The sequence below is a fragment of the Rhizobium indicum genome (assembly GCF_005862305.2).
In the GTDB taxonomy this organism is placed as follows: domain Bacteria; phylum Pseudomonadota; class Alphaproteobacteria; order Rhizobiales; family Rhizobiaceae; genus Rhizobium; species Rhizobium indicum.
The window spans coordinates 3,768,502-3,790,175 of the sequence record NZ_CP054021.1; the positions used below are offsets into that span (position 1 = coordinate 3,768,502).

A 21,674-nucleotide genomic window follows, 5' to 3' on the forward strand; every position below is an offset into this window, starting at 1 on the left:
GGACCGTGACATGGCGGCGCGGTCGTGCCAAGCCGTGGAGGCAATACGGGCAGGAGACAGAGTGTTCATGCAAAATGTCGGATCGATGAGAGGTTCAGGGCAATGAGTGCGCTTTCGATGGCTCGCCCCGTGCTTCTCGTGGCTGCGCCGTTCTTCCTGGCGCTCGGCCTCGTCTTGCCGCTGGTCCGTTTCGAGACGCTGTATTTCTTCGACGAAACGCCGTCGCTCATCGAAATCATCGTCTCGCTTTGGCAAGGCGGGGACGGGCTGCTGGCGGCAATCGTCGCCCTGGTTTCGATCCTGCTCCCGTTTCTGAAGATGATCGGCATCACCGTGGAGGCGATGGGGATCACCGCAGAAGCGACGGCCGCCGGGGGTGGGGCCGGCAGCCTGTTCTATCGTCGCGTCGTACCGCATCTGTCCAAGTGGTCGATGATGGATGTGCTGCTCGTCGCGATCGTCATTGCGGCGGCGAAGACGACGGGGCTGGCGGATGCCTTCACGCAGCCCGGCCTCTGGTGCTACGCGGCCTCGTCAATGATTTCGGGCCTTCTTCATTCCCTCATGGGAGATGCGTCCGGCCCGAAATAAATGTCGTCAATGCTGGGGTGTGATCAGTGACGATATTGCTGAATGCGCGTGGTGCGCAGGCCGGCAAGACCGTGGCTGTTGATCGACGACTGCCAGGACAGGAATTCTTCGACCGTGAGCGTGTAACGCTCGCAGGCCTCTTCCAAGCTCAACAAGCCACCGCGGACAGCCGCGACAACCTCTGCCTTCCGGCGAATCACCCAGCGCCGCGTATTGGGCGGCGGAAGATCCGCGATCGTCAGGGGGCTGCCATCGGGGCCGATGACATATTTTACTCGGGGACGTATCATTTCGGTCATTGGACTCTCTACACAACGCAAGACCACGAGCCCCACTCTAGCCTGCCACATTTAAAAATTGCCTAAACCCATCGTAAGACTTTGATAACAAATTTAGACGCCCGCCCTGGCCGGTGATGGGGGCGGCTGCCTGCCGCTACGTCAATTTGTAGCGCCTGCATGGGAGCCATGGGGAATAAATATTAGCTGATTTCCTGGGACGATTTTATAAGGGCTGCAACATAAGAATGAGCGCAAGACTTCGTCTCCGTTCTTCCCGCTGTATCAGTCCAGTCCGTGTTTTTGATGCTTCGTATCCTCGGGATGCGGGCAGAAACCGTCTTTGCTGATGCCCCGGCGCGAACGTTTCGCCGCCCGCAGCGAGGCCGAGCCGAAGCTGGCCATACGAGGATATGAAGTTGAAAAGACGTGAGCGCGCAGTCGGCGACTGCGCTGAGGATGCTGCATTTTCGCCTTCGCAGGCCGATGGCACCGGGGTTTCGGCCGACGACGGCAAGGAACGGCTCGACGCGATGGCGAAGCTTGCGGGCTTCGATTTCTATCTACTCTCGGCTTTCCCGCGGGGCGACCGCATGGCTTTCACCGAAAACCGGTTGATCAGCAATTGGCCGCAAAGCCTTGTCGGCTTTTACGAGGCTGCCGATCTCTTCTATTGCAGCAGACTGGTGACCGCGATGAAGCGGACGATCGTGCCGATCTTCTGCGAGGAGGGGTGGTTTGCGGGCAGCGCCGCCAATCAGGAAAACCGCAAACTCAACGTGCTCTTTCAGATGCATGGGCTGAAGAATAGCTTCGCCTTCACGCTGCACGACGCTGACCTGAAACAATACATCTTCGCCTTCTCTGGCGGCTGTCCTATGCCCACTCGAGAGCAGGCGATGGCGCTGCTCTACGGCTGCATGGAGCTTCGGGACAAGGTTTCGCGTAGCAGGAGCGTGGAGGATGGCCCGTTGGAGACGCTCACCCGGCGCGAAACCGAATGCCTGCGACGCTGCCCGATTCCTTAAATCGGAATCGATTTAAGGAATCGGGCAGCAATTCAAAGTGCTACAGCCTCCTTTGCGCGTCTAAAAAGACCCGCGGCGCTGTAGTCCGCGGCCGGCAAAAGCAGCGACGAGATCGCGATCATTCTCGATCTCTCGTCGCATACGGTGGCGGGTTATCTGAAGAGCGCGATGCGCAAGCTCGATTCGGTCAGCCGCCTGCAGGCGGTCGCCAGAGCATTCCGGTACCGGCTGCTCTAAAGCGCGTCGCATCGCGCTTTAGGTCTTTGTTTTATGCATGTCGGTTTCCCAAAACCGCTGCACACTTTTGGGCGACATGCATAGGGCAGCCGGCCCTTTCTCACAAAGCTAAAGCTGGGAAGCATGTCGCACAAAATGTGCATCGCTTTTTGTGCGACATGCGCAAAAACAAAGACTAAAGCGCGAGGAGCGAATCTGAAAGATCGCGACGCGCTTTAGAAGCCTTTTCCGCGGGTCAGCTCCGACACGACGGTTCCGAAAATGATGCGCATGTCCATCAAGATCGAAAAATTCCCGACGTAGTAGAGATCGCTGGCGATGCGGGCGCGCGCCTTGGCCGGACGATCGGTCGGACCGCGCAGGCCGCGCATCTGGGCAAGACCCGTCATGCCGGGGCGCATCGCATGGCGCTGATGGTATTCCGGTACGAGCTCTTCGTAGAGCACGCCGCCGGCGCGCATGCCGATCGCATGGCAGCGCGGGCCGACGACCGACATGTGGCCCAGCAGTACGTTCAGCAGCTGCGGCAACTCATCGACATTCGTGCGGCGCAGAATGGCACCGACGCGAGTGACGCGCGGATCATTCATCACCGTCTGGGCAACGCCGGAGACGTCGCAGAGGTCGGTGCGCATGGAACGGAACTTGTAGACCTTGATGGCCTTGCAGTTCTTGCCCCAGCGGGTCTGCTTGAAGAGCACCGGCCCTGGGCTGTCGATCTTGATCAGCAGGGCGACGAACAGAAGGAAAGGGGCGAGGACGAGGAGGGCGCTCAACGACGAAACAATGTCGAACGCCCGCTTCAGGACCAGATCCACCAACGGCGCCTGCGGCGCATCGCTGTGGATAACAGGGGTCTGGATCTTCAGGCTCGGCTGCTGGCGGCGGCTCGGCCGGAAGGACTCTGTCGAAATGCTGTTGTTTAATTCCGTGATGCTCAAGGATCGTACTCTGTTGTCTTCGAGGGGGCGCGGCGGCAATAGGCGATCAATGGTTAACCCTGTCACCAGGGCTGCACTTAGGTCTTGGTAACCCTACTAAAACGGAAAAATGCGACAATTGTGTAATGGTGTCCAGAGAAATATCGCATCGCAGCAAATCTTTCGCATTTGCGTTAAGTTGAGGCAAGCTCATGATATTTCGTTAATAATTGAAATTTTGTCAAAGTTTCTAGGCCTTTGGAGGGGTTCGCCGGGGGCTGGCGACGTACCGTTTCGACACTTGGCCCATGGCTCTCAAGCGTATTTCTTAACGGCAGACGAGGCGAAATTTTTCTGATGAAGATATCGATCGGTGTCGAAGCCGTGTCAGAATGTGACAAAATCAAGGCGAGTTGGGTGGCGGTATAGCGTCCGGAAACGATGCAGAGCGACGAGTTTCCGGCCAGAATCACTTGGTGAGGCCCGATCGCGCGAATCACTCACAGCGGGAAATGGGATCGTGGACACGCTTCCGGACCCGCAGGGGGGAGGATGTTCGTGGGTAAGGGGGCGGCCGGAGGTCGATCGCGGATCGTCGCGGCACGCCTGGACGCGTGGCGGCGATGCAAAGGATTGTGCCGCCTGCCGGTATTCAGCGATTCCCGCGGGGGATCACGCCGGTTCGAGGACGCGTTTCCTGCCGCCCCAGGAGATGAAGTTCGGGTTGGCGAAGTCGAAATCGGCGGCCGTTCCCGTCTTGCCGTAGGTCAGCGGCGTTCCGTCCAGCGTCACCGTCGAACCGCCAGCGGCGCGCAGCACCGCATCGCCAGCCGCTGTGTCCCATTCCATCGTGCGGGTGAAACGCGGATAGACGTCCGCCTTGCCTTCGGCGAGCAGGCAGAACTTCAGAGAGGAACCGATATTGGTGCATTTGAAGATCGCGTGGTCGGCGAGGAAGCTTCCGGTCTCCGGGCTGTTGTGACGAAGGCTTGCAAGCGCCAGCCTGTCGTCCGGCTGTTCGCGCACCGTGATTGCGCTGCGTGCGCCAACCGTGAAATCGTCCATGACGACGAGCCTTTCGGCCTGGCCGCGTTCTCCCGAGAAGGCAAGCCCCAGCGCCGGCGCATAAACGATGCCGGCCACCGGGGCGCCGTTCTCGATATAGGCGATGTTGACGGTGAATTCCTGTCGTCCGTCGACGAATTCACGGGTGCCGTCGAGAGGGTCGACCAGGAAGAAGCCTCGCCCGGCAATGTCGGGCACTCTTCCGGCGGCGACCGATTCTTCCGCCACCACCGGTATTTCGGGATAATCTCTGGCGAGATGAGCGAGGATGATGCGTTCGGCCTCCTCGTCGGCGATCGTGACCGGACTTGCATCCGCCTTCATGGCGACGGGGAAGCCTTCGCGCAAGACCGTGATGATGGCCTTGCCGGCTTCGAGCGCCGCCTTTTCAAATGTCCTCAGCATTGTCCTTTTGCCGTTCGCCACGCGGCGAGCACCCCGCTGTCGCTCGTCCGCAAACCATCCCTGTCACAACCAGATACGCAAGTTTATATGGTGTTCCCCGTCATGCTCCGCATCCCTCAATACAAAGCCTGATGATGCTACCATAAGTTTTCAGCCTTGTCAGACGAAGAAGCGGGCATCGCTCGTGAAATGGCATTCGTCAAAGAGGCTGCCTTGGGGTCTGAATTTGCTCCATCGCCCAATTCTGTGGAATAGCTTACGCAGCAAGCGGCGCAAGAAATCGACGGCGATATCTCCGGATGGTTAACCCAGTGGCGGTTTCTGGCTAAAAATAGGCCCCGCTCTGCCGTTTTTCTGTGGATTTTGGTTCAAAACGCGCCATTTAGGCCTGTTCAGACAAGAATCTGTCGAAGTAAATCCTTTTTGTCTTCACATTTCCAACGAAACCGCTATGCATTCGGCCTATGAGGTTCTCTGAAACGGAGAACTGAAGAACCAAAAAGAGATGCAGCATTTTCGGCTCGCATCCAGGGGAAAACGACATATGGAGTATTTCGTCCAGCAGCTCTTAAACGGGCTGACGCTCGGATCCATCTATGGCCTCGTGGCTATTGGCTATACGATGGTTTACGGCATTATCGGCATGATCAATTTCGCCCATGGCGACATCTTCATGCTTGGTGGTTTCGCCGCTCTTATCGTCTTCCTCGTCCTCACATCCATCTTCGCAGGTCTCCCGGTGGCCGTTCTGCTGCTGGTGATGCTTGTCGTTGCGATGCTGATGACGAGTTTGTGGAATTGGACGATCGAGCGCGTCGCATACCGGCCCCTGCGCGGGTCCTTCCGCCTGGCGCCGCTGATTACCGCGATCGGCATGTCGATCACGCTGTCCAACTTCATCCAGGTGACGCAGGGTCCACGCAACAAGCCGATCCCGCCGATGGTGAGCTCGGTCTACCAGTTCGGCAACATCTCGGTGTCGCTGAAGCAGATCATCATCATCGTGATCACCGCAGTGCTGCTGACGATCTTCTGGTACATCGTCAATCGTACGGCACTCGGCCGCGCCCAGCGCGCCACTGAGCAGGATCGCAAGATGGCAGCGCTGCTCGGCGTCAACGTCGACCAGACGATCTCGATCACTTTCGTTATGGGTGCGGCACTCGCGGCCGTGGCCGGCACGATGTACCTGATGTATTATGGCGTCGCCTCGTTTAACGACGGCTTCACGCCTGGTGTGAAGGCCTTCACGGCAGCCGTTCTCGGCGGTATCGGTTCGTTGCCCGGCGCCGTCTTCGGCGGCCTCCTTATCGGCCTTATCGAGTCGCTGTGGTCCGCATACTTCACCATCGCCTACAAGGACGTCGCGACCTTTGCGATCCTGGCTTTCGTGTTGATCTTCAAGCCGACCGGCATCCTCGGGCGGCCGGAAGTCGAGAAGGTATAACGTCATGGCAAACATCGAAAATTCTGCAGGCAAGCCCGATGCCGGACTTGTCCGCAAAGGCCTTACCGAAGCTCTTTTCGCCGCCGTCCTGTCGTTCGGCATGTTCGTTCTCTATGTCGGCCTCAAGACCGACCAGAACATCAGCAACGAGTTGATCATTGTCCAGCGCTGGGGCCTGCTTGCGATCTTCGTCGCGGTCGCCGCCATCGGCCGCTTCGCCATGGTCGTTTTCATCAGGCCGAATATCGACCGCCGCAAGCTCAGCAAGGCGCGCGAGGGCGAGCTCGCCATCTCGACCGAGAAGAGCTTCTTCCACCGGCATTTCCTGAAGATCGCGCTGATCGCGCTGCTGCTTTATCCCATGGTGGTGGTGGCGATCAGAGGCCCTCAGGGCTCGCTGACATATGTCGACAATTTCGGCATCCAGATCCTGATCTATGTGATGCTCGCCTGGGGGCTGAACATCGTCGTCGGCCTCGCCGGCCTGCTCGACCTCGGCTATGTCGCCTTCTATGCCGTCGGCGCTTATTCCTACGCGCTGCTTTCGAGCTATTTCGGCCTGTCCTTCTGGGTGCTGCTGCCGCTTTCGGGCATCTTCGCGGCACTCTGGGGCGTCATTCTCGGCTTCCCGGTGCTGCGCCTGCGCGGCGATTACCTTGCCATCGTGACGCTCGCCTTCGGTGAGATTATTCGTCTCGTCCTCATCAACTGGACTGAAGTGACGAAAGGCACCTTCGGTATCTCGAGCATCCCGAAGGCAACACTCTTCGGCATTCCCTTCGATGCGACGGCCGGCGGCTTTGCCAAGCTCTTTAACCTGCCGATCTCCTCGGCCTACTACAAAATCTTCCTGTTCTATTTGATCCTGGCGCTCTGCATGCTGACGGCCTATGTCACCATCCGGCTGCGCCGCATGCCGATTGGACGCGCCTGGGAAGCTTTGCGTGAAGACGAGATCGCCTGCCGTTCGCTCGGCATCAACACGGTGACGACCAAGCTCACCGCTTTTGCGACGGGCGCGATGTTTGCCGGTTTCGCCGGCTCGTTCTTCGCCGCCCGCCAGGGCTTCGTCTCGCCGGAATCCTTCGTCTTCCTGGAATCGGCCGTCATTCTCGCCATTGTTGTCCTTGGCGGCATGGGGTCGTTGACCGGCATCGCGATCGCCGCCATCGTCATGGTCGGCGGCACCGAGTTGCTGCGCGAGATGAGCTTCCTAAAACTCATCTTCGGACCAGATTTTACGCCGGAACTATACCGCATGTTGATCTTCGGCCTCGCCATGGTCGTCGTCATGCTGTTCAAGCCGCGCGGCTTCGTCGGCTCGCGTGAGCCGACAGCCTTCCTCAGAGAGCGCAAGGCGATATCCGGAAGCTTCATCAAGGAGGGCCATGGTTGATGAGCCCCGTAACGAATACGATGTCTGACGACACTCTTCTCAAGGTCGAACACCTGTCGATGAAGTTCGGCGGCCTGATGGCCATCAACGACTTCTCCTTCGAAGCCAAGCGTGGCGATATCACCGCGCTGATCGGGCCGAACGGCGCCGGCAAGACCACTGTCTTCAACTGCATCACCGGCTTCTACAAGCCGACGATGGGCATGATCACGTTCAACCAGAAGAGTGGCAAGCAATACCTGCTGGAGCGCCTGCCGGACTTTCGCATCACCAGGGAAGCCAAGGTCGCACGCACCTTCCAGAACATCCGGCTGTTCTCCGGCCTGACCGTTCTCGAAAACCTGCTGGTTGCCCAGCACAACAAGCTGATGAAGGCATCGGGTTATACGATCCTCGGCCTTATCGGTGTCGGCCCCTATAGGCGGGAAGCGGCTGCTGCAATCGAGCTCGCCCGTTTCTGGCTCGAGAAGGCCGACCTGATCGACCGCGCCGACGACCCCGCCGGCGACCTGCCCTACGGCGCCCAGCGGCGTCTCGAAATCGCCCGCGCCATGTGCACCGGCCCGGAGCTGCTTTGCCTGGATGAACCGGCTGCCGGCCTCAACCCACGGGAATCGGCAACGCTCAACGCGCTGCTGAAGAGCATTCGCGCCGAAACCGGAACGTCGATCCTCCTGATCGAGCACGACATGTCTGTGGTCATGGAAATCTCCGACCACGTCGTCGTCCTCGAATATGGTCAGAAGATTTCCGATGGCACACCGGATCACGTGAAGAACGATCCGCGGGTCATCGCGGCCTATCTTGGCGTCGAGGATGAAGAAGTGGAAGAGGTGATCGCAGCCGTCGAGCAGCTCGAAGGAGGCGCAAACTGATGGGCGATGAAGTAATGACGGGTCAACCGCTCCTTCAGGTGAATGGCGTCGAAACCTATTACGGCAATATCCGGGCGCTGGCCGGCGTCGATGTCCACGTCAACAAGGGCGAGATCGTCAGCCTGATCGGCGCCAACGGCGCCGGCAAGTCGACACTGATGATGACGATCTGCGGCAGCCCGCAGGCCCGCACCGGTTCGGTGGTCTTTGAGGGCCGCGACATCACCCGCATGCCGACGCATGAAATCGCCCGTCTGCGCATTGCGCAGTCGCCGGAAGGCCGCCGCATCTTCCCGCGCATGACGGTTCTGGAAAATCTTCAGATGGGCGCTGGCCTCGATAATCTGAAACACTTCGCCGAAGACGTCGAGAAGATCTTCACGCTCTTCCCGCGTCTCAAGGAACGTCACGCCCAGCGGGGTGGAACACTTTCGGGCGGCGAGCAGCAGATGCTGTCGATCGGCCGCGCGCTGATGGCGCGCCCGAAGCTGCTGCTTCTCGACGAACCCTCGCTCGGTCTTGCGCCGCTGATCGTCAAGGGCATCTTCGAGGCGATCAGGAAGCTCAACGAGGCGGAGGGGCTGACCGTTTTCCTCGTCGAGCAGAACGCGTTCGCTGCCCTCAGGCTTTCTCACCGCGCCTACGTGATGGTGAACGGCAAGGTGACGATGAGCGGCTCCGGCAAGGAGCTTCTTGCTAATCCCGAGGTCCGCGCCGCCTATCTCGAAGGCGGAAGACACTAGGTCGAAAGGAGAGTTTGACATGCAGGGACTTTTCTTCGAAGCGGATGCCGGCCCCCTTGTGGCGATCCGTGTCATCGTCTTGCTCTTAGGCTTCTGGACGGCCTGGCGCGCCGGCAAAGCGGTTGCCGAGGGCTGGAGCGACTATCCGCTGGTCATCGTCTATACATTTCTGCTCGCCTGGGCGATGCAGTTCCTGCATCATGCCCTGTTCAACGGGCCGATGCTCAACACCTTCTACTATATCCTCGACTTCGTGACGCTGCTGGTGTTCTCGACGGCCGGCTTCCGCTACCGCCGCACCAATCAGATGGTTAACAACTATTACTGGCTGTACGAAAAAACTTCCGCGTTTTCGTGGAAGGACAAACATTGACAGTCCGTTGAAACTAGGCATGAATTGCCTTCCGAGTGGAACAGCTTTCCTGGCGCAGTCAATGGTGGGTAGTGCGCTGGGCCTTGGACCGGAACCCGCCCAAAAATTGGGAGTAATAATATGAAGAAGTCTCTTCTGTCGGCAGTGGCTCTGACGGCGATGGTCGCCTTCAGCGGCAACGCGTGGGCCGACGTTCTCATCGCTGTCGCTGGTCCACTGACTGGCCCGAACGCCGCGTTCGGCGCTCAGCTCCAGAAGGGTGCCGAACAGGCAGCCGCCGACATCAACGCGGCTGGCGGCATCAACGGTGAGCAGATCAAGATCGAGCTCGGCGACGACGTCTCCGACCCGAAGCAGGGCATTTCGGTCGCAAACAAGTTCGCTGCTGACGGCGTCAAGTTTGTCATCGGCCACTTCAACTCGGGCGTTTCGATCCCGGCTTCGGAAGTCTATGCCGAAAACGGCATCCTCGAAATCACCCCGGCCGCGACGAACCCGACCTTCACGGAGCGGGGCCTCTGGAACACGTTCCGCACCTGCGGCCGTGACGACCAGCAGGGTGCCATCGCCGGCAAATATCTTGCCGATCATTTCAAGGACGCCAAGATCGCTGTCGTTCACGACAAGACCCCCTACGGTCAGGGCCTTGCCGACGAAACCAAGAAGGCTATGAATGCCGCTGGCGTCACGGAAGTCATTTACGAAGGCATCAACGTCGGCGACAAGGACTTCTCGGCCCTCATCGCCAAGATGAAGGAAGCCGGCGTCTCGATCATCTATTGGGGTGGTCTGCACACCGAAGCCGGTCTCATTATCCGCCAGGCGGCCGACCAGGGCCTGAAGGCGACGCTGGTTTCGGGTGACGGTATCGTTTCGAACGAACTGGCCTCGATCGCTGGCGACGCCGTCGCCGGTACGCTGAACACCTTCGGCCCCGATCCGGCGGCGAACCCTGCGAACAAGGAACTCGTCGAAAAGTTCAAGGCCGCTGGTTTCAATCCGGAAGCCTACACGCTCTATTCCTACGCTGCGATGCAGACGATCGCTGGGGCCGCCAAGGCTGCCGGTTCGCTGGATCCTGAGGCCGTTGCCAAGGCCATGAAGGAAAAGGGCCCGTTCCCGACCGTTCTCGGCGACATTTCGTTCGACGAAAAGGGCGACCCGAAGATTCCTGGCTACATCATGTACGAATGGAAGAAGGGTCCGGACGGCAAGTACAGCTACTTCCCGCAGGGCATGTAAGCCTCGCTTCCCTTTATGGGACACGATTATCGAAGCCCGGTTCCGACCGGGCTTCTTTCTTTTGGCGGGTGTTTCAATTCCGGCCTGGCTACCGTGCCGCAATCGCTCATCGATCGATCCCACGAAGACGGCGCGTTATGGCGCCCGGCAGCTCGCTTCACTGGGGGGTTGCTGACGGCGAAAAACGGTACGATCCGGGGGGTGGGCTTGACGTTTACGAGGCGGAACCTGATGTGCCGAGGCGCTTCGGCGAATGGAGACCGTCATGGTCCCACGGCATCTCGGCAGCGCCACGGAACCAGCCTCCATCACCCTCTTACATCTCGTACAGCACGTGCGTGGCTTTCACGGCGGCCGAGGCGCGGTTCTCGACGCCGAGCTTCACGTAAATCTGTTCGAGGTGTTTGTTCACCGTCCGCGCTGACAATCCCAATATTTCACCGATGTCGCGGTTGGCCTTGCCCTTGGCGATCCAGAGCAGCACTTCGGATTCGCGCTGGGTGAGCGAGAAGCGCTGGCGCAGCACCTCGTCGTCGCTCCGCTGATTGGCGGCGGTGAGGCGGAAGAGATATTCGTCAGGGCCGATTGCGCCGAGGAAGGCGAGCTGCAGCGCCGCCTGGCCGGCATGGGCGATCGAGATGATGCCGTCGCGCACCGCGGCGACGCGGTCGCGCATCCAGCCGGCGATATGGCGGACGACGATTTCCATGCCGTCATCGCTGCCCATGGCGGCATTGACCAGGCGTGTCGCTTGCGGCGTTGACCAGTGGATGGCGCCGTCGCCCTTGACTGCCAGCAGATGGCGGCCGGCTGCGTCGAGCGCCACGCGGGCGCTCTGGGCCGAGCGGGCATTGCGCAGATGGACGCGGATGCGGGCGCGCAGTTCGTCGATATTGATCGGCTTGCTGAGATAATCGACGCCGCCCGATTCCAGCGCGTGCACGACATGCTCGGTCTCGGTCAGGCCGGTCATGAAGATGACGGGCACCTGCGCCACCGCGGCATTCGCCTTCAGCCGGCGGCAGGTCTCGAAGCCGTCCATGCTGGGCATGACGGCGTCGAGCAGGATGAGATCGGGCGTGATGCGCTCGACGATACCAAGTGCCGCCGTGCCCGATGTGGCGATCAGCACGGAGAAGCCGGATTGTTCGAGCGCGTCGGTCATGAAGCCGAGTGCTTCGGCCGAGTCGTCGACGAGCAGAACGATGTCGCGGGGGAGGGCCGGCTCAGCCAATGGATTCCACCTTTTCGTCGAAGTCGTGCAGGAAGGTCATGAAGCCGGCGAGATCGAAGGCGGCGACATAGGCGCGAAGTTCCTCCGTGAATGGCTGATTTGCCTCCACCTTGGCAAGGTCCGAAAGCTTGGCTTCGATGCCTCTGATATAGCCGATCTCGCCGAGCCGCAGCAATTCCTGCACATGGGCAGCACCTGGGCTCAGCATCGGCGCTTCGATCTTGACAGGAACGGCTGGCGTGGCATCGGCATAGATCCATGTCAGGCCAAGATGCAGGGCGAGCTTGTCGCGCAGCTGGCGGATGTCGACCGGCTTGCCGATCGCATCATTGTGGCTGTCGTCACTGTCGCTGAGAACGGCCGCGTCACCGATATTGGCCGAGAGCATCAGCACCGGTGCCGTCTGGCCGGCCTCGCGCAGACGCGAGACGAGCTGCCAGCCGTTCATGCCGGGCATCAGGATATCGACGAGGAAAAGGTCCGGCATGATGCCCTCGATCAGCGTCAGGCATTCGCCGCCGCCTGCCGCCGTCAACACGATGAAATCGAGCGGCGCCAGGATCTCGCGCATCATCTCGCGGTGGTCCTCGTTGTCGTCGACGACGACGACCGTGCGGCGCGGGCCGTCATAACCGACGATGCGCTTCTCCTGCGGCGCTGCGGCCACGGCGCGCGTGACGGCAGACAGCATCAGCCGGACGCGGAAGGTCGAGCCTTCGTCCTTCGCGCTTGAAACCGAGATCTCGCCCCCGAGCGTATTGGTCAGAAGCCGGGTGATGGTGAGGCCGAGGCCGAGCCCCGGCATCGGCCGCACGCTTTCGGCTTCACCGCGCTGGAAGGGTTCGTAAATACGGGGCAGGTCTTTCTCCGTGATGCCTCGGCCGGTATCGGCAACGGTAAAGGTCGCGACCTGGCTGCGATAGCCGACATCGAAGGTGACGCTGCCTTCGTCAGTGAACTTGATGGCATTGGAGAGCAGGTTGACGAGGATCTGGCGCAGGCGCTTTTCGTCGGTGCGGACGAATTGCGGCAAGGCCGGCGCGCGCTCATGGATGAAGGCAAGCCCCTTTGCCTGCGCCTGCGGGCGGAACATATCGACGATCTGGTCGAGAAAATCCTGGATGTTGATCTCGTTGGAATAGACCTGCAGGCGGCCGGCCTCGATCTTCGAAATATCCAGCAGGCCGTCGATCAGGCCGGAGAGGTGTTCGGCGCTACGGCGGATGACCTTGATCGAGGATTGGCGCGGCGCCGGGATGGTCTCGTCGCGTTCGAGGATCTGGGCGTAGCCGAGCACGGCGTTCAGCGGCGTGCGTAATTCATGGCTGAGCCCGACGACGTAGCGGCTCTTGGCGCGGTTGGCGGCCTCGGCCGTCTCCTTGGCGTTTTGCAGGGCGGCGTCGGTCTTCTTGTGGGCGGCGATTTCCTTCAGCAGCAGCGTGTTCTGGCGTGAGGATTCCTCCTCGGCAACGACGCGGCTGTCATGGGCGAGCACATAGAACCAGCAGACGACGCCTGAGATCACCGAGAAGACGAAGAAGACGATGAGGATGGTGCGATTGACGACCTCACCCGTCTCGGGCGAGGCGGAGGCGACCTGATGGGCGATCATCGCCAGGATTGCGCCGATGGCGGTCAATGCCAGCACGACGGCGATGCCGTAGCGGCCAAGGCGCGTCGCCAGCTTCCCCAGAATGGCTTCCGGCAGCAACGCCTTGGCGACGGTGCCGACCTGCGCGTTGAAACGGGCAGCCGGCTTGCACATGTCGTGGCAGCGACTGTCGAGCGAGCAGCAGAGCGAGCAGATCGGCGCGGCATAGGCCGGGCACCAGGCCATGTCCTCCGGCTCGAACGGATGCTCGCAGACCGAGCAGGTGATGTTCGCCAGGTTCTTCCAGCTCTGGCGCGGCTTGCGGGCGAGATAGAACTTGCCTTTCGTTGCCCAGGCGATGACAGGCGAGGCGACCAGCGCAATGACCAGCGTAATATAGGGAGCGAGCGAGGCGGCGATCTCCCCGAAGGCGCCGAAATGGGCAATCAGCGACACCGTCGCCGACAGCGTCATGGCGCCGAGGCCGACCGGGTTGATGTCGTAGAGGTGGGCACGCTTGAACTCGATGCCGGGAGGAGCCAGCCCCAGCGGCTTGTTGATGAAGAGATCGGCGGAGATCGTGCAGAGCCAGGCCATGGCGATGATCGAGAAGATGCCGAGCGTCTCCTCCAGCAGCCGGTAGATGCCGAGTTCCATCAAAAGCAGGGCGATTGCGACGTTGAAGACCAGCCAGATGACGCGGCCGGGATGGCTGTGGGTCAGCCGCGAGAAGAAGTTCGACCAGGCGAGCGAACCGGCATAGGCGTTCATCACATTGATCTTCAGCTGCGAGACGACGACGAAGGCGGCCATCAACAGCAGCGCGCCATTATGCCAGGGGACCATGTAGCCGAAGGCGGTCAGATACATCTGCGCCGGGTCGGCGGCGCGATCGAGGGGGACGCCCGAGGTGAAGGTCAGCACGACCAGGAAGGAGCCGGCAAGCAACTTCGGCGCGCCGATGATGACCCAGCCGGGCCCGGCGAGAAAGATCGCCAGGCGGTGGCGCCACTTGCGCTGCGGGTCCGGCGGCAGGAAGCGCAGGAAGTCGGCCTGTTCGCCGATCTGCGACATCAGCGCCAGGATGACGGCGGAGGCCGCGCCGAACTCCACCAGATCGAATTCGGCGATGGTGCCGGGCGGACCGGAGGCATGGCGGATGCCGGCGAAGGCGCGCCAGAGATCGAATTTTTCCCAGTCCAACAGGGCGATGAAGATGAAGGGCAGGATATTCAGCACGATCCAGAAGGGCTGGGTCATCAGCTGGAACTTGCTGATCAGCCGTACGCCGTGCGTCACCAGCGGGATCACCATGACGGCGCTGATGATGTAGCCGATCCAGAGCGGGATGCCGAGGGTGAGCTCCAGCGCCCCGGACATGATCGATGCCTCGATCGCAAACAGCATGAAGGTGAAGCTCGCATAGATCAGCGAGGTGATGGTCGAGCCGATATAGCCGAAGCCCGCGCCACGCGTCAGAAGATCGATGTCGACGCCGTGGCGGATGGCGTAGCGGCTGATCGGCAGGCCGATCGCCAGCATGGCGATCGAGGCGACGATGATGGCGTAAAAGGCGTTGGTGGTGCCGTAGGAGAGGGTGATTGCGCCGCCGATCGCCTCCAGCGCCAGGAAGGAGATCGCGCCGATCGCGGTCTGCGAGATGCGCTGCGAGGAGAAATGCCGGGCGCTCTTGGCAGTGAAGCGCAGCGCGTAATCTTCCAGCGTCTGGTTGGCGACCCAGCGATTATATTCGCGTCTTACCGGAATGATGCGTTGGCGCGCTGCCATGTCTTCCTTTCCGGCATTCCGGTTGGGCTCATCGTCTCTCCGGCAGTTTTGGCGGGATGGTTGGGAAAGGCAAGAGGCAGGCACCGGCTGGTTCACAGAATGGCAATATTTTTGCAATTGAACTGTCACATAAGAACTCTAACTCTCCCGGCGTTCGTTCAACCATTTCGGGTATCACCATGTCTGTTTTAAGCCTTTGCCGTCTGAGCACTGCCCTCGTCTGCCTTCTTTCGATCGTGCCATCGCTTGCCAGCGCCGAGCAGGTAACAGTGGCGAAAGCTGCTTATGCGGAAGCCGGAAACACCAACAAGCGCGGTGACGCCTGCTTCTCGACGGTGGACACCAACGCCGCCGTTCACCTCCTCTCCGGCTTCCTCGAAATCTGGACCCCGCGCACGCCTTTCGTCGATGCGGGTGTCGAAGCCCCGGCCAAGGATAATTGCCCGGCGGTCACCAAGACGGATTGGGATGGTATTCCCGCCAGCAAGACCGACGGCCATATCGTCAACCAGGCCGTCCATGACGCCAACATCGGCTATGTCGTCAATGCGACACGGGCGCGGACGGCCGATCAGGCGGTCGCTGCCTATCTCGATGATCGGCGGGGCAAGAATGCCAGCATCGTCGATGGCCTCGGTCCGCTGACGGATGCCTGGAAGGCCGGCTCCAAGCAGACCACTACGATCACCGAGGTGGCGGCCGACGCGACGACGGTCAAATATGACGACAAGGGCAACAATCGCGGTGCCGGCAGCAAGCCGGACGCGGAAAACAAGACCGATGCCAACCCCGACATGGGCCTTGCAATCGACTTCATCATTGCTGCAAGCGGTGACGGCTCGACGGAGCCTGCCAAGCGCTATTTCAAATATGGCCGTCCCTACCGCTGGAGCCAGGACGTGTCGGTGGTGCCGACGCTGCAGCCCGCCAAGAGCGGCAAGCCGGTCGAGGACGGCGGTTTCCCGAGCGGGCATACGGCGGAAGCCTGGCGGGATGCGCTCGCCATGGCGTATCTCGTGCCGCAGCGCTTTCAGGAAATGATCACGCGCGCCAGCGAGCTGGGTGAAGACCGCATCCTCGCCGGCATGCATTCTCCTCTCGACGTGATGGGCGGTCGGATGCTCGGAACGGCCACGGTCGTTTACAATCTGAACAAGGCCGACAATGCCGCGCTGAAGAGCGATGCCTACGCCCAAGCGCAGTCATGGCTCGTCGCCAAATCAGGCGTTGCGGATGCGGGCGCGCTCGAGGTTGCCGCCCAGGCGGCACCGCTGGCTACAGACCGTTTCGCCGATCATGACGCCAATCGCACCTACGTGCTGCAGCGCCTGAGCTATGGCCTGCCGACGATCCATGCGACCGATCAGCCGGCGCGCGTGCCGCAGGGCGCTGAAGCGCTTCTCGAAACGCGTCTGCCCTATCTGGACGGCGAGCAGCGCCGCGCCGTGTTGAAGACGACGGAGATCGCCTCCGGCTACCCGCTCCTTGACGATGCGGAAGGTTACGGCCGTCTTAATCTGTTTGCCGCCGCCGACGGTTACGGTGCGTTCGAACAGGACGTGACCGTGACGATGGACGCGGCAAAGGGCGGCTTCAATTCGATCGATACCTGGCGGAACGACATCACTGGCAAGGGCAGGCTGGTGAAGCGCGGCCAAGGCATCCTCGGGCTGTCAGGCGCAAACAGCTATGCCGGTGGCACCGTTCTGGAAGAGGGCGCGCTGGTGGCCGGCTCACCCTCGGCCTTCGGTACCGGCGGGCTGACGGTTAACGGTGGTTCGCTCGTTCTGGCGGCCGAAAAACCGTTGACCGTGAGTGGTGATTATCAGCAGTTCGCCAATGCCACGACGAAGCCGGCGCTGGGCGAAAACGGCGCGGGCACGCTGGTCGTCGAGGGCAAGGCGGCGCTGGCCGGCGACCTCGAGGTGACGCTTGCCGATGGTTATGCCCCGACGCCCGGAACCAAGATCGAAATCCTGAAGGCGAGTGCCGTGACCGGCACCTTCGGCAAGGTCACGGTCTCCGGCCACAAGGCGAGCCTCTCCTACGGCCCGACGTCAGTCACTTTAACGATCGACGGATAATTTCCGCCATCGACACGGGGCATCCTGCTGCAGGGATGCCCTTCCTTCTCTGGCCTGCCTGTTTGACCCCCGCGCCTACGTCAATCGACGTATGTGTTTTCGCGCTGCAGCACCCGATAGTCCCTTAAGCAACAGTTAATCTCCGTTTCCGGCCTGTTGCGGAACAAGAAGAGGGGCTCAACCAGATGAATCTCAGAACTACTATTGCGGGCGCTGCACTCGGCGCCGTCATGGCGGCCTCGGCTGCCTTCAGCGGTGCGGTTGCCGCCGATGATACGATCAAGGTCGGCATTCTGCACTCGCTCTCCGGCACCATGGCCATCTCCGAGACCACGCTCAAGGACGCCATGCTGATGCTCATCGACGAGCAGAACAAGAAGGGCGGCCTTCTCGGCAAGAAGCTCGAGGCCGTCGTCGTCGACCCGGCTTCCGACTGGCCGCTGTTTGCCGAAAAGGCACGTGAGCTGATCCAGAAGGACAAGGTTGCCGCCGTATTCGGTTGCTGGACGTCCTCGTCGCGCAAGTCCGTTCTGCCGGTTTTCGAAGAGACCAACTCGATCCTCTTCTACCCGGTCCAGTATGAAGGCGAAGAGTCCTCGCGCAACATCTTCTACACCGGTGCTGCTCCGAACCAGCAGGCTATTCCTGCTGTCGACTACCTGATGGAAAAAGAAGGCGTCAAGCGCTTCGTTCTCGAAGGTACGGACTACGTCTATCCGCGCACGACCAACAAGATTCTCGAGGCATACCTGATTTCGAAGGGTATTCCGAAAGAAGACATCATGACCAACTACACGCCGTTCGGCTTCTCCGATTGGCAGACCGAAGTTTCCAAGATCAAGGAATTCGGTTCGGCTGGCAAGAAGACCGCCGTCGTCTCTACGATCAACGGCGATGCCAACGTTCCGTTCTACAAGGAACTGGGTAACAAGGGCATCAAGGCAACCGACATCCCCGTCGTCGCCTTCTCGGTTGGCGAAGAAGAGCTTGCCGGCCTCGACACCAAGCCGCTCGTCGGCCATCTCGCTGCCTGGAACTACTTCGAATCGGTCGAAAGCTCGGCCAACAAGAAGTTCATCAAGGACTGGCACGCTTTCACCAAGAACGACAAGCGCGTGACGAACGACCCGATGGAAGCTGCGTATATCGGCTTCAACGCATGGGTTAAGGCCGTCCAGGCTGCCGGCACGACCGATACCGACAAGGTTCTCGACACCATCATCGGCGTTAGCGTTCCGAACCTCTCCGGCGGTTATGCGACCGTGATGCCGAACCACCACATCACCAAGCCGGTGCTGATCGGTGAAATCCAGGCCGACGGCCAGTTCGAAATCGTCCAGCAGACACCTGCCGTCGTCGGCGACGAATGGTCAGATTTCCTGCCTGACTCCAAGGATCTGATCTCCGATTGGCGCAAGCCGATGTCCTGCGGCAACTTCAACGTCGCTACGGGCAAGTGCGGTGGCAAGGGCTCCTGAGCACGCCTCGATCCGATGATTGCATGAAGGCTTCCGTCCGGGTTTGATCCCGGGCGGAAGCTCCGTCCCAGCGATTGCGCCGCGAGGCCAACACTATCAAGGGCGAGAAAGCCGATGTATCGCGCCATAAAGATTTTCCTCATCACGGTTTGCCTGACATTTTCGGGCGTGATGATCTCGAGCGAAGTCCAGGCCCAGGACGATATCCACGTGCTCATCGACGCGCTCGGCGTCGGCGATTTCCCGGAACGCGAAGTGGCCATCAAGGCGCTGGTCGCTTCCAAGGACCAGCATGTCAGCCAGATCCTGCAGCAGTTGAGCGACGGCCTTCTCTACGTCAATTCAGATGGCGGCCCGGTTCTCCTCCAGGGTGGTACCGATGACGAACCAACCTATTCCGATCCGATCACCGGCGAAGCCGCTGCCGATGTCGATCCGGATCTGATGACGAAGGTCAAGATCAACAACGCGCTACGCGGCGTCATCGGCGCCGCCACGAGCCAGCTGACGCTGATGAGCCCGGACCGTTCCGCGCGACTTGCCGCGGCGCAGGGCCTTCTGAAAGATGCCGATCCCGACAATCTCGACCTGCTGAACACGGCGCTTGCGGCCGAAAAAGACGCTGAGATCAAGAATACGATGGAAGCGGCGCGCGCAGTGCTGCTGCTCAAGACGGATGCGAGCGTCGAAGACAAGAAGGCTGCGATCGATACGATCGCGGCGCGCGGCAATCGCGATGCGCTGACCATCCTCACGACCACACTCGAAACCGCGCCGGACGACCTGAAGCCGGCGATCCAGGCGGATATCAGCTCCATCAATCGCAGCCTGGCGCTGTGGGATATCGTCCAGAACATCTGGTACGGATTGTCTCTCGGCTCGGTACTGCTGCTTGCCGCGATCGGCCTTGCCATCACCTTCGGCGTCATGGGCGTCATCAACATGGCGCATGGCGAAATGGTGATGATCGGCGCCTACACCACCTATGTGGTGCAGGAATACATTACCTCCGCCTTTCCTGAACTTGCCGATTATTCGCTGGCCTTTGCCGTGCCTGCGGCCTTCGTCTTTACCGGCTTCGTCGGTCTGGTGATCGAGCGCGCCGTCATCCGCTATCTCTACGGCCGGCCGCTCGAAACGCTGCTCGCCACCTGGGGCGTGTCGCTCATCCTGCAGCAGGCGGTGCGCAGCATCTTCGGCCCGACCAACCGCGAGGTCCGCAATCCGACCTGGATGTCCGGCGTCTTCGATCTCGGCGGGCTCTCCATCACCTGGAACCGACTGTGGATCATCGTCTTTTCGATGGTGGTCTTTGTGGCGCTGCTCCTGCTGCTCAAGCGGTCCGCCTTCGGCCTGCAGATGCGTGCCGTTACGCAGAACCGGCGCATGGCGTCGTCGATGGGCATCCGCACCGGCTGGGTCGATGCCTTCACCTTCGCGCTCGGCTCGGGCATTGCCGGCATCGCCGGCGTGGCGCTCAGCCAGATCGACAATGTCTCGCCGAACCTCGGTCAATCCTACATCATCGACAGCTTCATGGTCGTCGTCTTCGGCGGTGTCGGCAATCTCTGGGGTACACTGGTCGGTGCACTGTCGCTCGGCGTCGTCAACAAGTTCCTCGAGCCCTTCGCCGGCGCCGTGCTCGGCAAGATCCTGGTGCTCGTCCTCATCATTCTCTTCATCCAGAAGCGTCCCCGCGGGCTCTTCGCACTCAAAGGAAGGGCGGTGGAAGCATGATAACGGCCTTCCTTCTCCGATCACTCGATCGCAAGATCGTCATTGCCATCGCCCTCCTGCTTCTGGTCGCCGTCCTTGTGCCGGTCCTGAACCTGATGACGGGGCCGACCAATCCGCTGCACGTGCCGACTTATATCATGTCGCTGTTCGGCAAGTATCTGACCTATGCGCTGCTGGCGCTGGCGCTCGATCTCGTCTGGGGCTTCTGCGGCATCCTCTCGCTCGGCCACGGTGCCTTCTTTGCGCTCGGCGGCTATGCGATGGGCATGTATCTGATGCGCCAGATCGGCACGCGTGGCAGCTATGGAGACCCTGTTCTGCCCGACTTCATGGTGTTTCTGAACTGGAAGGATTTGCCCTGGTTCTGGTACGGCTTCAACCATTTCTGGTTTGCGGCGCTGATGGTGCTCGTCGTGCCCGGCCTGCTGGCCTTCGTCTTCGGCTGGTTTGCCTTCCGCTCACGCGTCAACGGCGTCTATCTCTCGATCATCACCCAGGCGATGACCTACGCGCTGCTACTGGCCTTCTTCCGCAACGACATGGGCTTCGGCGGCAATAACGGCCTTACCGATTTCAAGGACATTATCGGTTTCAACGTCCAGGCTGACGGCACGCGTGCAGTCCTCTTTGCGGCAACTGCGATCTTCCTTGCTCTATCGCTGCTGCTCGCCTCGGCGATCGTGCGCTCGAAGTTCGGCAAGGTACTGGTCGGCGTGCGCGATGCGGAAAGCCGCACACGCTTCCTCGGTTACCGCGTCGAGCACTTCAAGCTCTTCACCTTCGTCGTCTCGGCGATGATGGCTGGTATTGCCGGTGCGCTCTACGTGCCGCAGGTCGGCATTATCAATCCCGGCGAATTCGCGCCTGCCAATTCGATCGAAGTCGTCATCTGGACGGCGGTGGGCGGGCGGGCGACGCTGATCGGCCCGATCATCGGCGCGATCCTCGTCAACGGCGGCAAGACGATCTTCACCGGCCTCTTCCCGGAGTTCTGGCTGTTTGCGCTGGGCGGTCTCTTCGTCGCCGTCACGCTGTTCCTGCCCAAGGGTGTCGTCGGCACGATTGCGCAATATCTCGGCAAGCGGAAGGTCGTTTCCAAGGCTGCTCCGCCGGCAGCTGAGGAAGACGGTATCCAGCCGAAAATCCAGGCAGCGGAGTGAGC

At 60.8% G+C, this 21,674-nt stretch carries 16 protein-coding genes and 1 pseudogene; 12 read left to right on the plus strand and 5 right to left on the minus strand.

All coding sequences use genetic code 11. From position 1 onward, the window contains the following. Positions 1–24 precede the first annotated feature (24 nt). The gene (locus FFM53_RS18235; RefSeq protein WP_017961758.1) at positions 25–591 is read left to right on the plus strand and encodes a paraquat-inducible protein A; all 567 of its coding nucleotides are present in this window, start codon (positions 25–27) and stop codon (positions 589–591) included. Positions 592–614: 23 nt separating this feature from the next. Here the strand turns inward: FFM53_RS18235 and sciP are convergent, their stop codons facing one another. Then, positions 615–890 (minus strand): CtrA inhibitor SciP, encoded by a 276-nt coding sequence (gene sciP, locus FFM53_RS18240; RefSeq protein WP_007533628.1) that lies wholly within the window; start codon positions 888–890, stop codon positions 615–617. Positions 891–1,288: 398 nt separating this feature from the next. On the opposite strand from sciP, the pseudogene FFM53_RS18245 reads away from it, so the two are divergent. Beyond that, positions 1,289–2,134, plus strand: a pseudogene (locus FFM53_RS18245) (LuxR C-terminal-related transcriptional regulator). Positions 2,135–2,349: 215 nt separating this feature from the next. Here the strand turns inward: FFM53_RS18245 and FFM53_RS18255 are convergent. Both FFM53_RS18255 and cysQ read right to left on the minus strand, forming a co-directional pair. Continuing rightward, positions 2,350–3,075 carry a sugar transferase gene (locus FFM53_RS18255; RefSeq protein ID WP_026158830.1) on the minus strand — a complete coding sequence of 242 codons (726 nt, stop codon included), beginning with the start codon at positions 3,073–3,075 and terminating at the stop codon, positions 2,350–2,352. A gap of 651 nt (positions 3,076–3,726) precedes the next feature. Beyond that, positions 3,727–4,524 (minus strand): 3'(2'),5'-bisphosphate nucleotidase CysQ, encoded by a 798-nt coding sequence (cysQ, locus tag FFM53_RS18260; RefSeq protein ID WP_138386791.1) that lies wholly within the window; start codon positions 4,522–4,524, stop codon positions 3,727–3,729. Between the two features lie 544 nt (positions 4,525–5,068). Here cysQ and FFM53_RS18265 point away from each other — a divergent pair. The 6 genes from FFM53_RS18265 (at position 5,069) to FFM53_RS18290 (ending at position 10,600) form a co-directional block, all read left to right on the plus strand. Next, positions 5,069–5,971, plus strand: coding sequence for a branched-chain amino acid ABC transporter permease (locus FFM53_RS18265; protein WP_003542342.1), 903 nt, complete (start codon positions 5,069–5,071; stop codon positions 5,969–5,971). A gap of 4 nt (positions 5,972–5,975) precedes the next feature. Continuing rightward, positions 5,976–7,367 carry a high-affinity branched-chain amino acid ABC transporter permease LivM gene (livM, locus tag FFM53_RS18270; RefSeq protein ID WP_138386792.1) on the plus strand — a complete coding sequence of 464 codons (1,392 nt, stop codon included), beginning with the start codon at positions 5,976–5,978 and terminating at the stop codon, positions 7,365–7,367. Further along, on the plus strand, positions 7,367–8,242 hold the full coding sequence (locus tag FFM53_RS18275) for an ABC transporter ATP-binding protein (RefSeq protein ID WP_012758697.1): 876 nt from the start codon (positions 7,367–7,369) through the stop codon (positions 8,240–8,242). The genes livM and FFM53_RS18275 overlap by 1 nt, the downstream gene beginning before the upstream one ends. Beyond that, entirely contained in the window at positions 8,242–8,985 is a 744-nt protein-coding gene (locus FFM53_RS18280) for an ABC transporter ATP-binding protein (protein WP_003542336.1), read from the plus strand. Before FFM53_RS18275 ends, FFM53_RS18280 begins: the two co-directional genes overlap by 1 nt. A 19-nt stretch (positions 8,986–9,004) precedes the next feature. Further along, a complete protein-coding gene (locus FFM53_RS18285) occupies positions 9,005–9,358 on the plus strand; it encodes a DUF6867 family protein (protein WP_138330195.1) in 354 nt (117 codons plus the stop codon). A 120-nt stretch (positions 9,359–9,478) separates the two neighbouring features. Continuing rightward, positions 9,479–10,600 carry a branched-chain amino acid ABC transporter substrate-binding protein gene (locus FFM53_RS18290; RefSeq protein ID WP_138330196.1) on the plus strand — a complete coding sequence of 374 codons (1,122 nt, stop codon included), beginning with the start codon at positions 9,479–9,481 and terminating at the stop codon, positions 10,598–10,600. Between the two features lie 316 nt (positions 10,601–10,916). Here the strand turns inward: FFM53_RS18290 and FFM53_RS18295 are convergent, their stop codons facing one another. Then, complete coding sequence (locus FFM53_RS18295) at positions 10,917–11,834, minus strand: response regulator transcription factor (RefSeq protein ID WP_138330197.1); 918 nt, start codon at positions 11,832–11,834, stop codon at positions 10,917–10,919. Next, positions 11,827–15,213, minus strand: a complete 3,387-nt coding sequence (locus FFM53_RS18300) for a hybrid sensor histidine kinase/response regulator (protein WP_138330198.1) — start codon at positions 15,211–15,213, stop codon at positions 11,827–11,829. Before FFM53_RS18300 ends, FFM53_RS18295 begins: the two co-directional genes overlap by 8 nt. A 179-nt stretch (positions 15,214–15,392) precedes the next feature. On the opposite strand from FFM53_RS18300, the gene FFM53_RS18305 reads away from it, so the two are divergent. The 4 genes from FFM53_RS18305 (at position 15,393) to urtC (ending at position 21,672) form a co-directional block, all read left to right on the plus strand. Then, a complete protein-coding gene (locus FFM53_RS18305) occupies positions 15,393–17,297 on the plus strand; it encodes an acid phosphatase (RefSeq protein WP_138386793.1) in 1,905 nt (634 codons plus the stop codon). Positions 17,298–17,482: 185 nt separating this feature from the next. Beyond that, positions 17,483–18,775 carry an urea ABC transporter substrate-binding protein gene (urtA, locus tag FFM53_RS18310; RefSeq protein WP_017961750.1) on the plus strand — a complete coding sequence of 431 codons (1,293 nt, stop codon included), beginning with the start codon at positions 17,483–17,485 and terminating at the stop codon, positions 18,773–18,775. 114 nt (positions 18,776–18,889) lie between these two features. Beyond that, complete coding sequence (gene urtB / locus FFM53_RS18315) at positions 18,890–20,512, plus strand: urea ABC transporter permease subunit UrtB (RefSeq protein WP_138386794.1); 1,623 nt, start codon at positions 18,890–18,892, stop codon at positions 20,510–20,512. Beyond that, a complete protein-coding gene (gene urtC, locus FFM53_RS18320; protein WP_138330202.1) occupies positions 20,509–21,672 on the plus strand; it encodes an urea ABC transporter permease subunit UrtC in 1,164 nt (387 codons plus the stop codon). The genes urtB and urtC overlap by 4 nt, the downstream gene beginning before the upstream one ends. Positions 21,673–21,674: the final 2 nt, after the last annotated feature.

What these genes read in the sequence shown, in the direction of transcription:
- cysQ (WP_138386791.1), bottom strand. Translation starts at nt 4,524, where the DNA reads ATGCTGAGGACATTTGAAAAGGCGGCGCTCGAAGCCGGCAAGGCCATC.
- urtA (WP_017961750.1), top strand. Translation starts at nt 17,483, where the DNA reads ATGAATCTCAGAACTACTATTGCGGGCGCTGCACTCGGCGCCGTCATG.
- FFM53_RS18265 (WP_003542342.1), top strand. Translation starts at nt 5,069, where the DNA reads ATGGAGTATTTCGTCCAGCAGCTCTTAAACGGGCTGACGCTCGGATCC.
- livM (WP_138386792.1), top strand. Translation starts at nt 5,976, where the DNA reads ATGGCAAACATCGAAAATTCTGCAGGCAAGCCCGATGCCGGACTTGTC.
- FFM53_RS18275 (WP_012758697.1), top strand. Translation starts at nt 7,367, where the DNA reads ATGAGCCCCGTAACGAATACGATGTCTGACGACACTCTTCTCAAGGTC.
- urtB (WP_138386794.1), top strand. Translation starts at nt 18,890, where the DNA reads ATGTATCGCGCCATAAAGATTTTCCTCATCACGGTTTGCCTGACATTT.
- FFM53_RS18285 (WP_138330195.1), top strand. Translation starts at nt 9,005, where the DNA reads ATGCAGGGACTTTTCTTCGAAGCGGATGCCGGCCCCCTTGTGGCGATC.
- FFM53_RS18300 (WP_138330198.1), bottom strand. Translation starts at nt 15,213, where the DNA reads ATGGCAGCGCGCCAACGCATCATTCCGGTAAGACGCGAATATAATCGC.
- sciP (WP_007533628.1), bottom strand. Translation starts at nt 890, where the DNA reads ATGACCGAAATGATACGTCCCCGAGTAAAATATGTCATCGGCCCCGAT.
- FFM53_RS18305 (WP_138386793.1), top strand. Translation starts at nt 15,393, where the DNA reads ATGTCTGTTTTAAGCCTTTGCCGTCTGAGCACTGCCCTCGTCTGCCTT.
- FFM53_RS18290 (WP_138330196.1), top strand. Translation starts at nt 9,479, where the DNA reads ATGAAGAAGTCTCTTCTGTCGGCAGTGGCTCTGACGGCGATGGTCGCC.
- urtC (WP_138330202.1), top strand. Translation starts at nt 20,509, where the DNA reads ATGATAACGGCCTTCCTTCTCCGATCACTCGATCGCAAGATCGTCATT.
- FFM53_RS18280 (WP_003542336.1), top strand. Translation starts at nt 8,242, where the DNA reads ATGGGCGATGAAGTAATGACGGGTCAACCGCTCCTTCAGGTGAATGGC.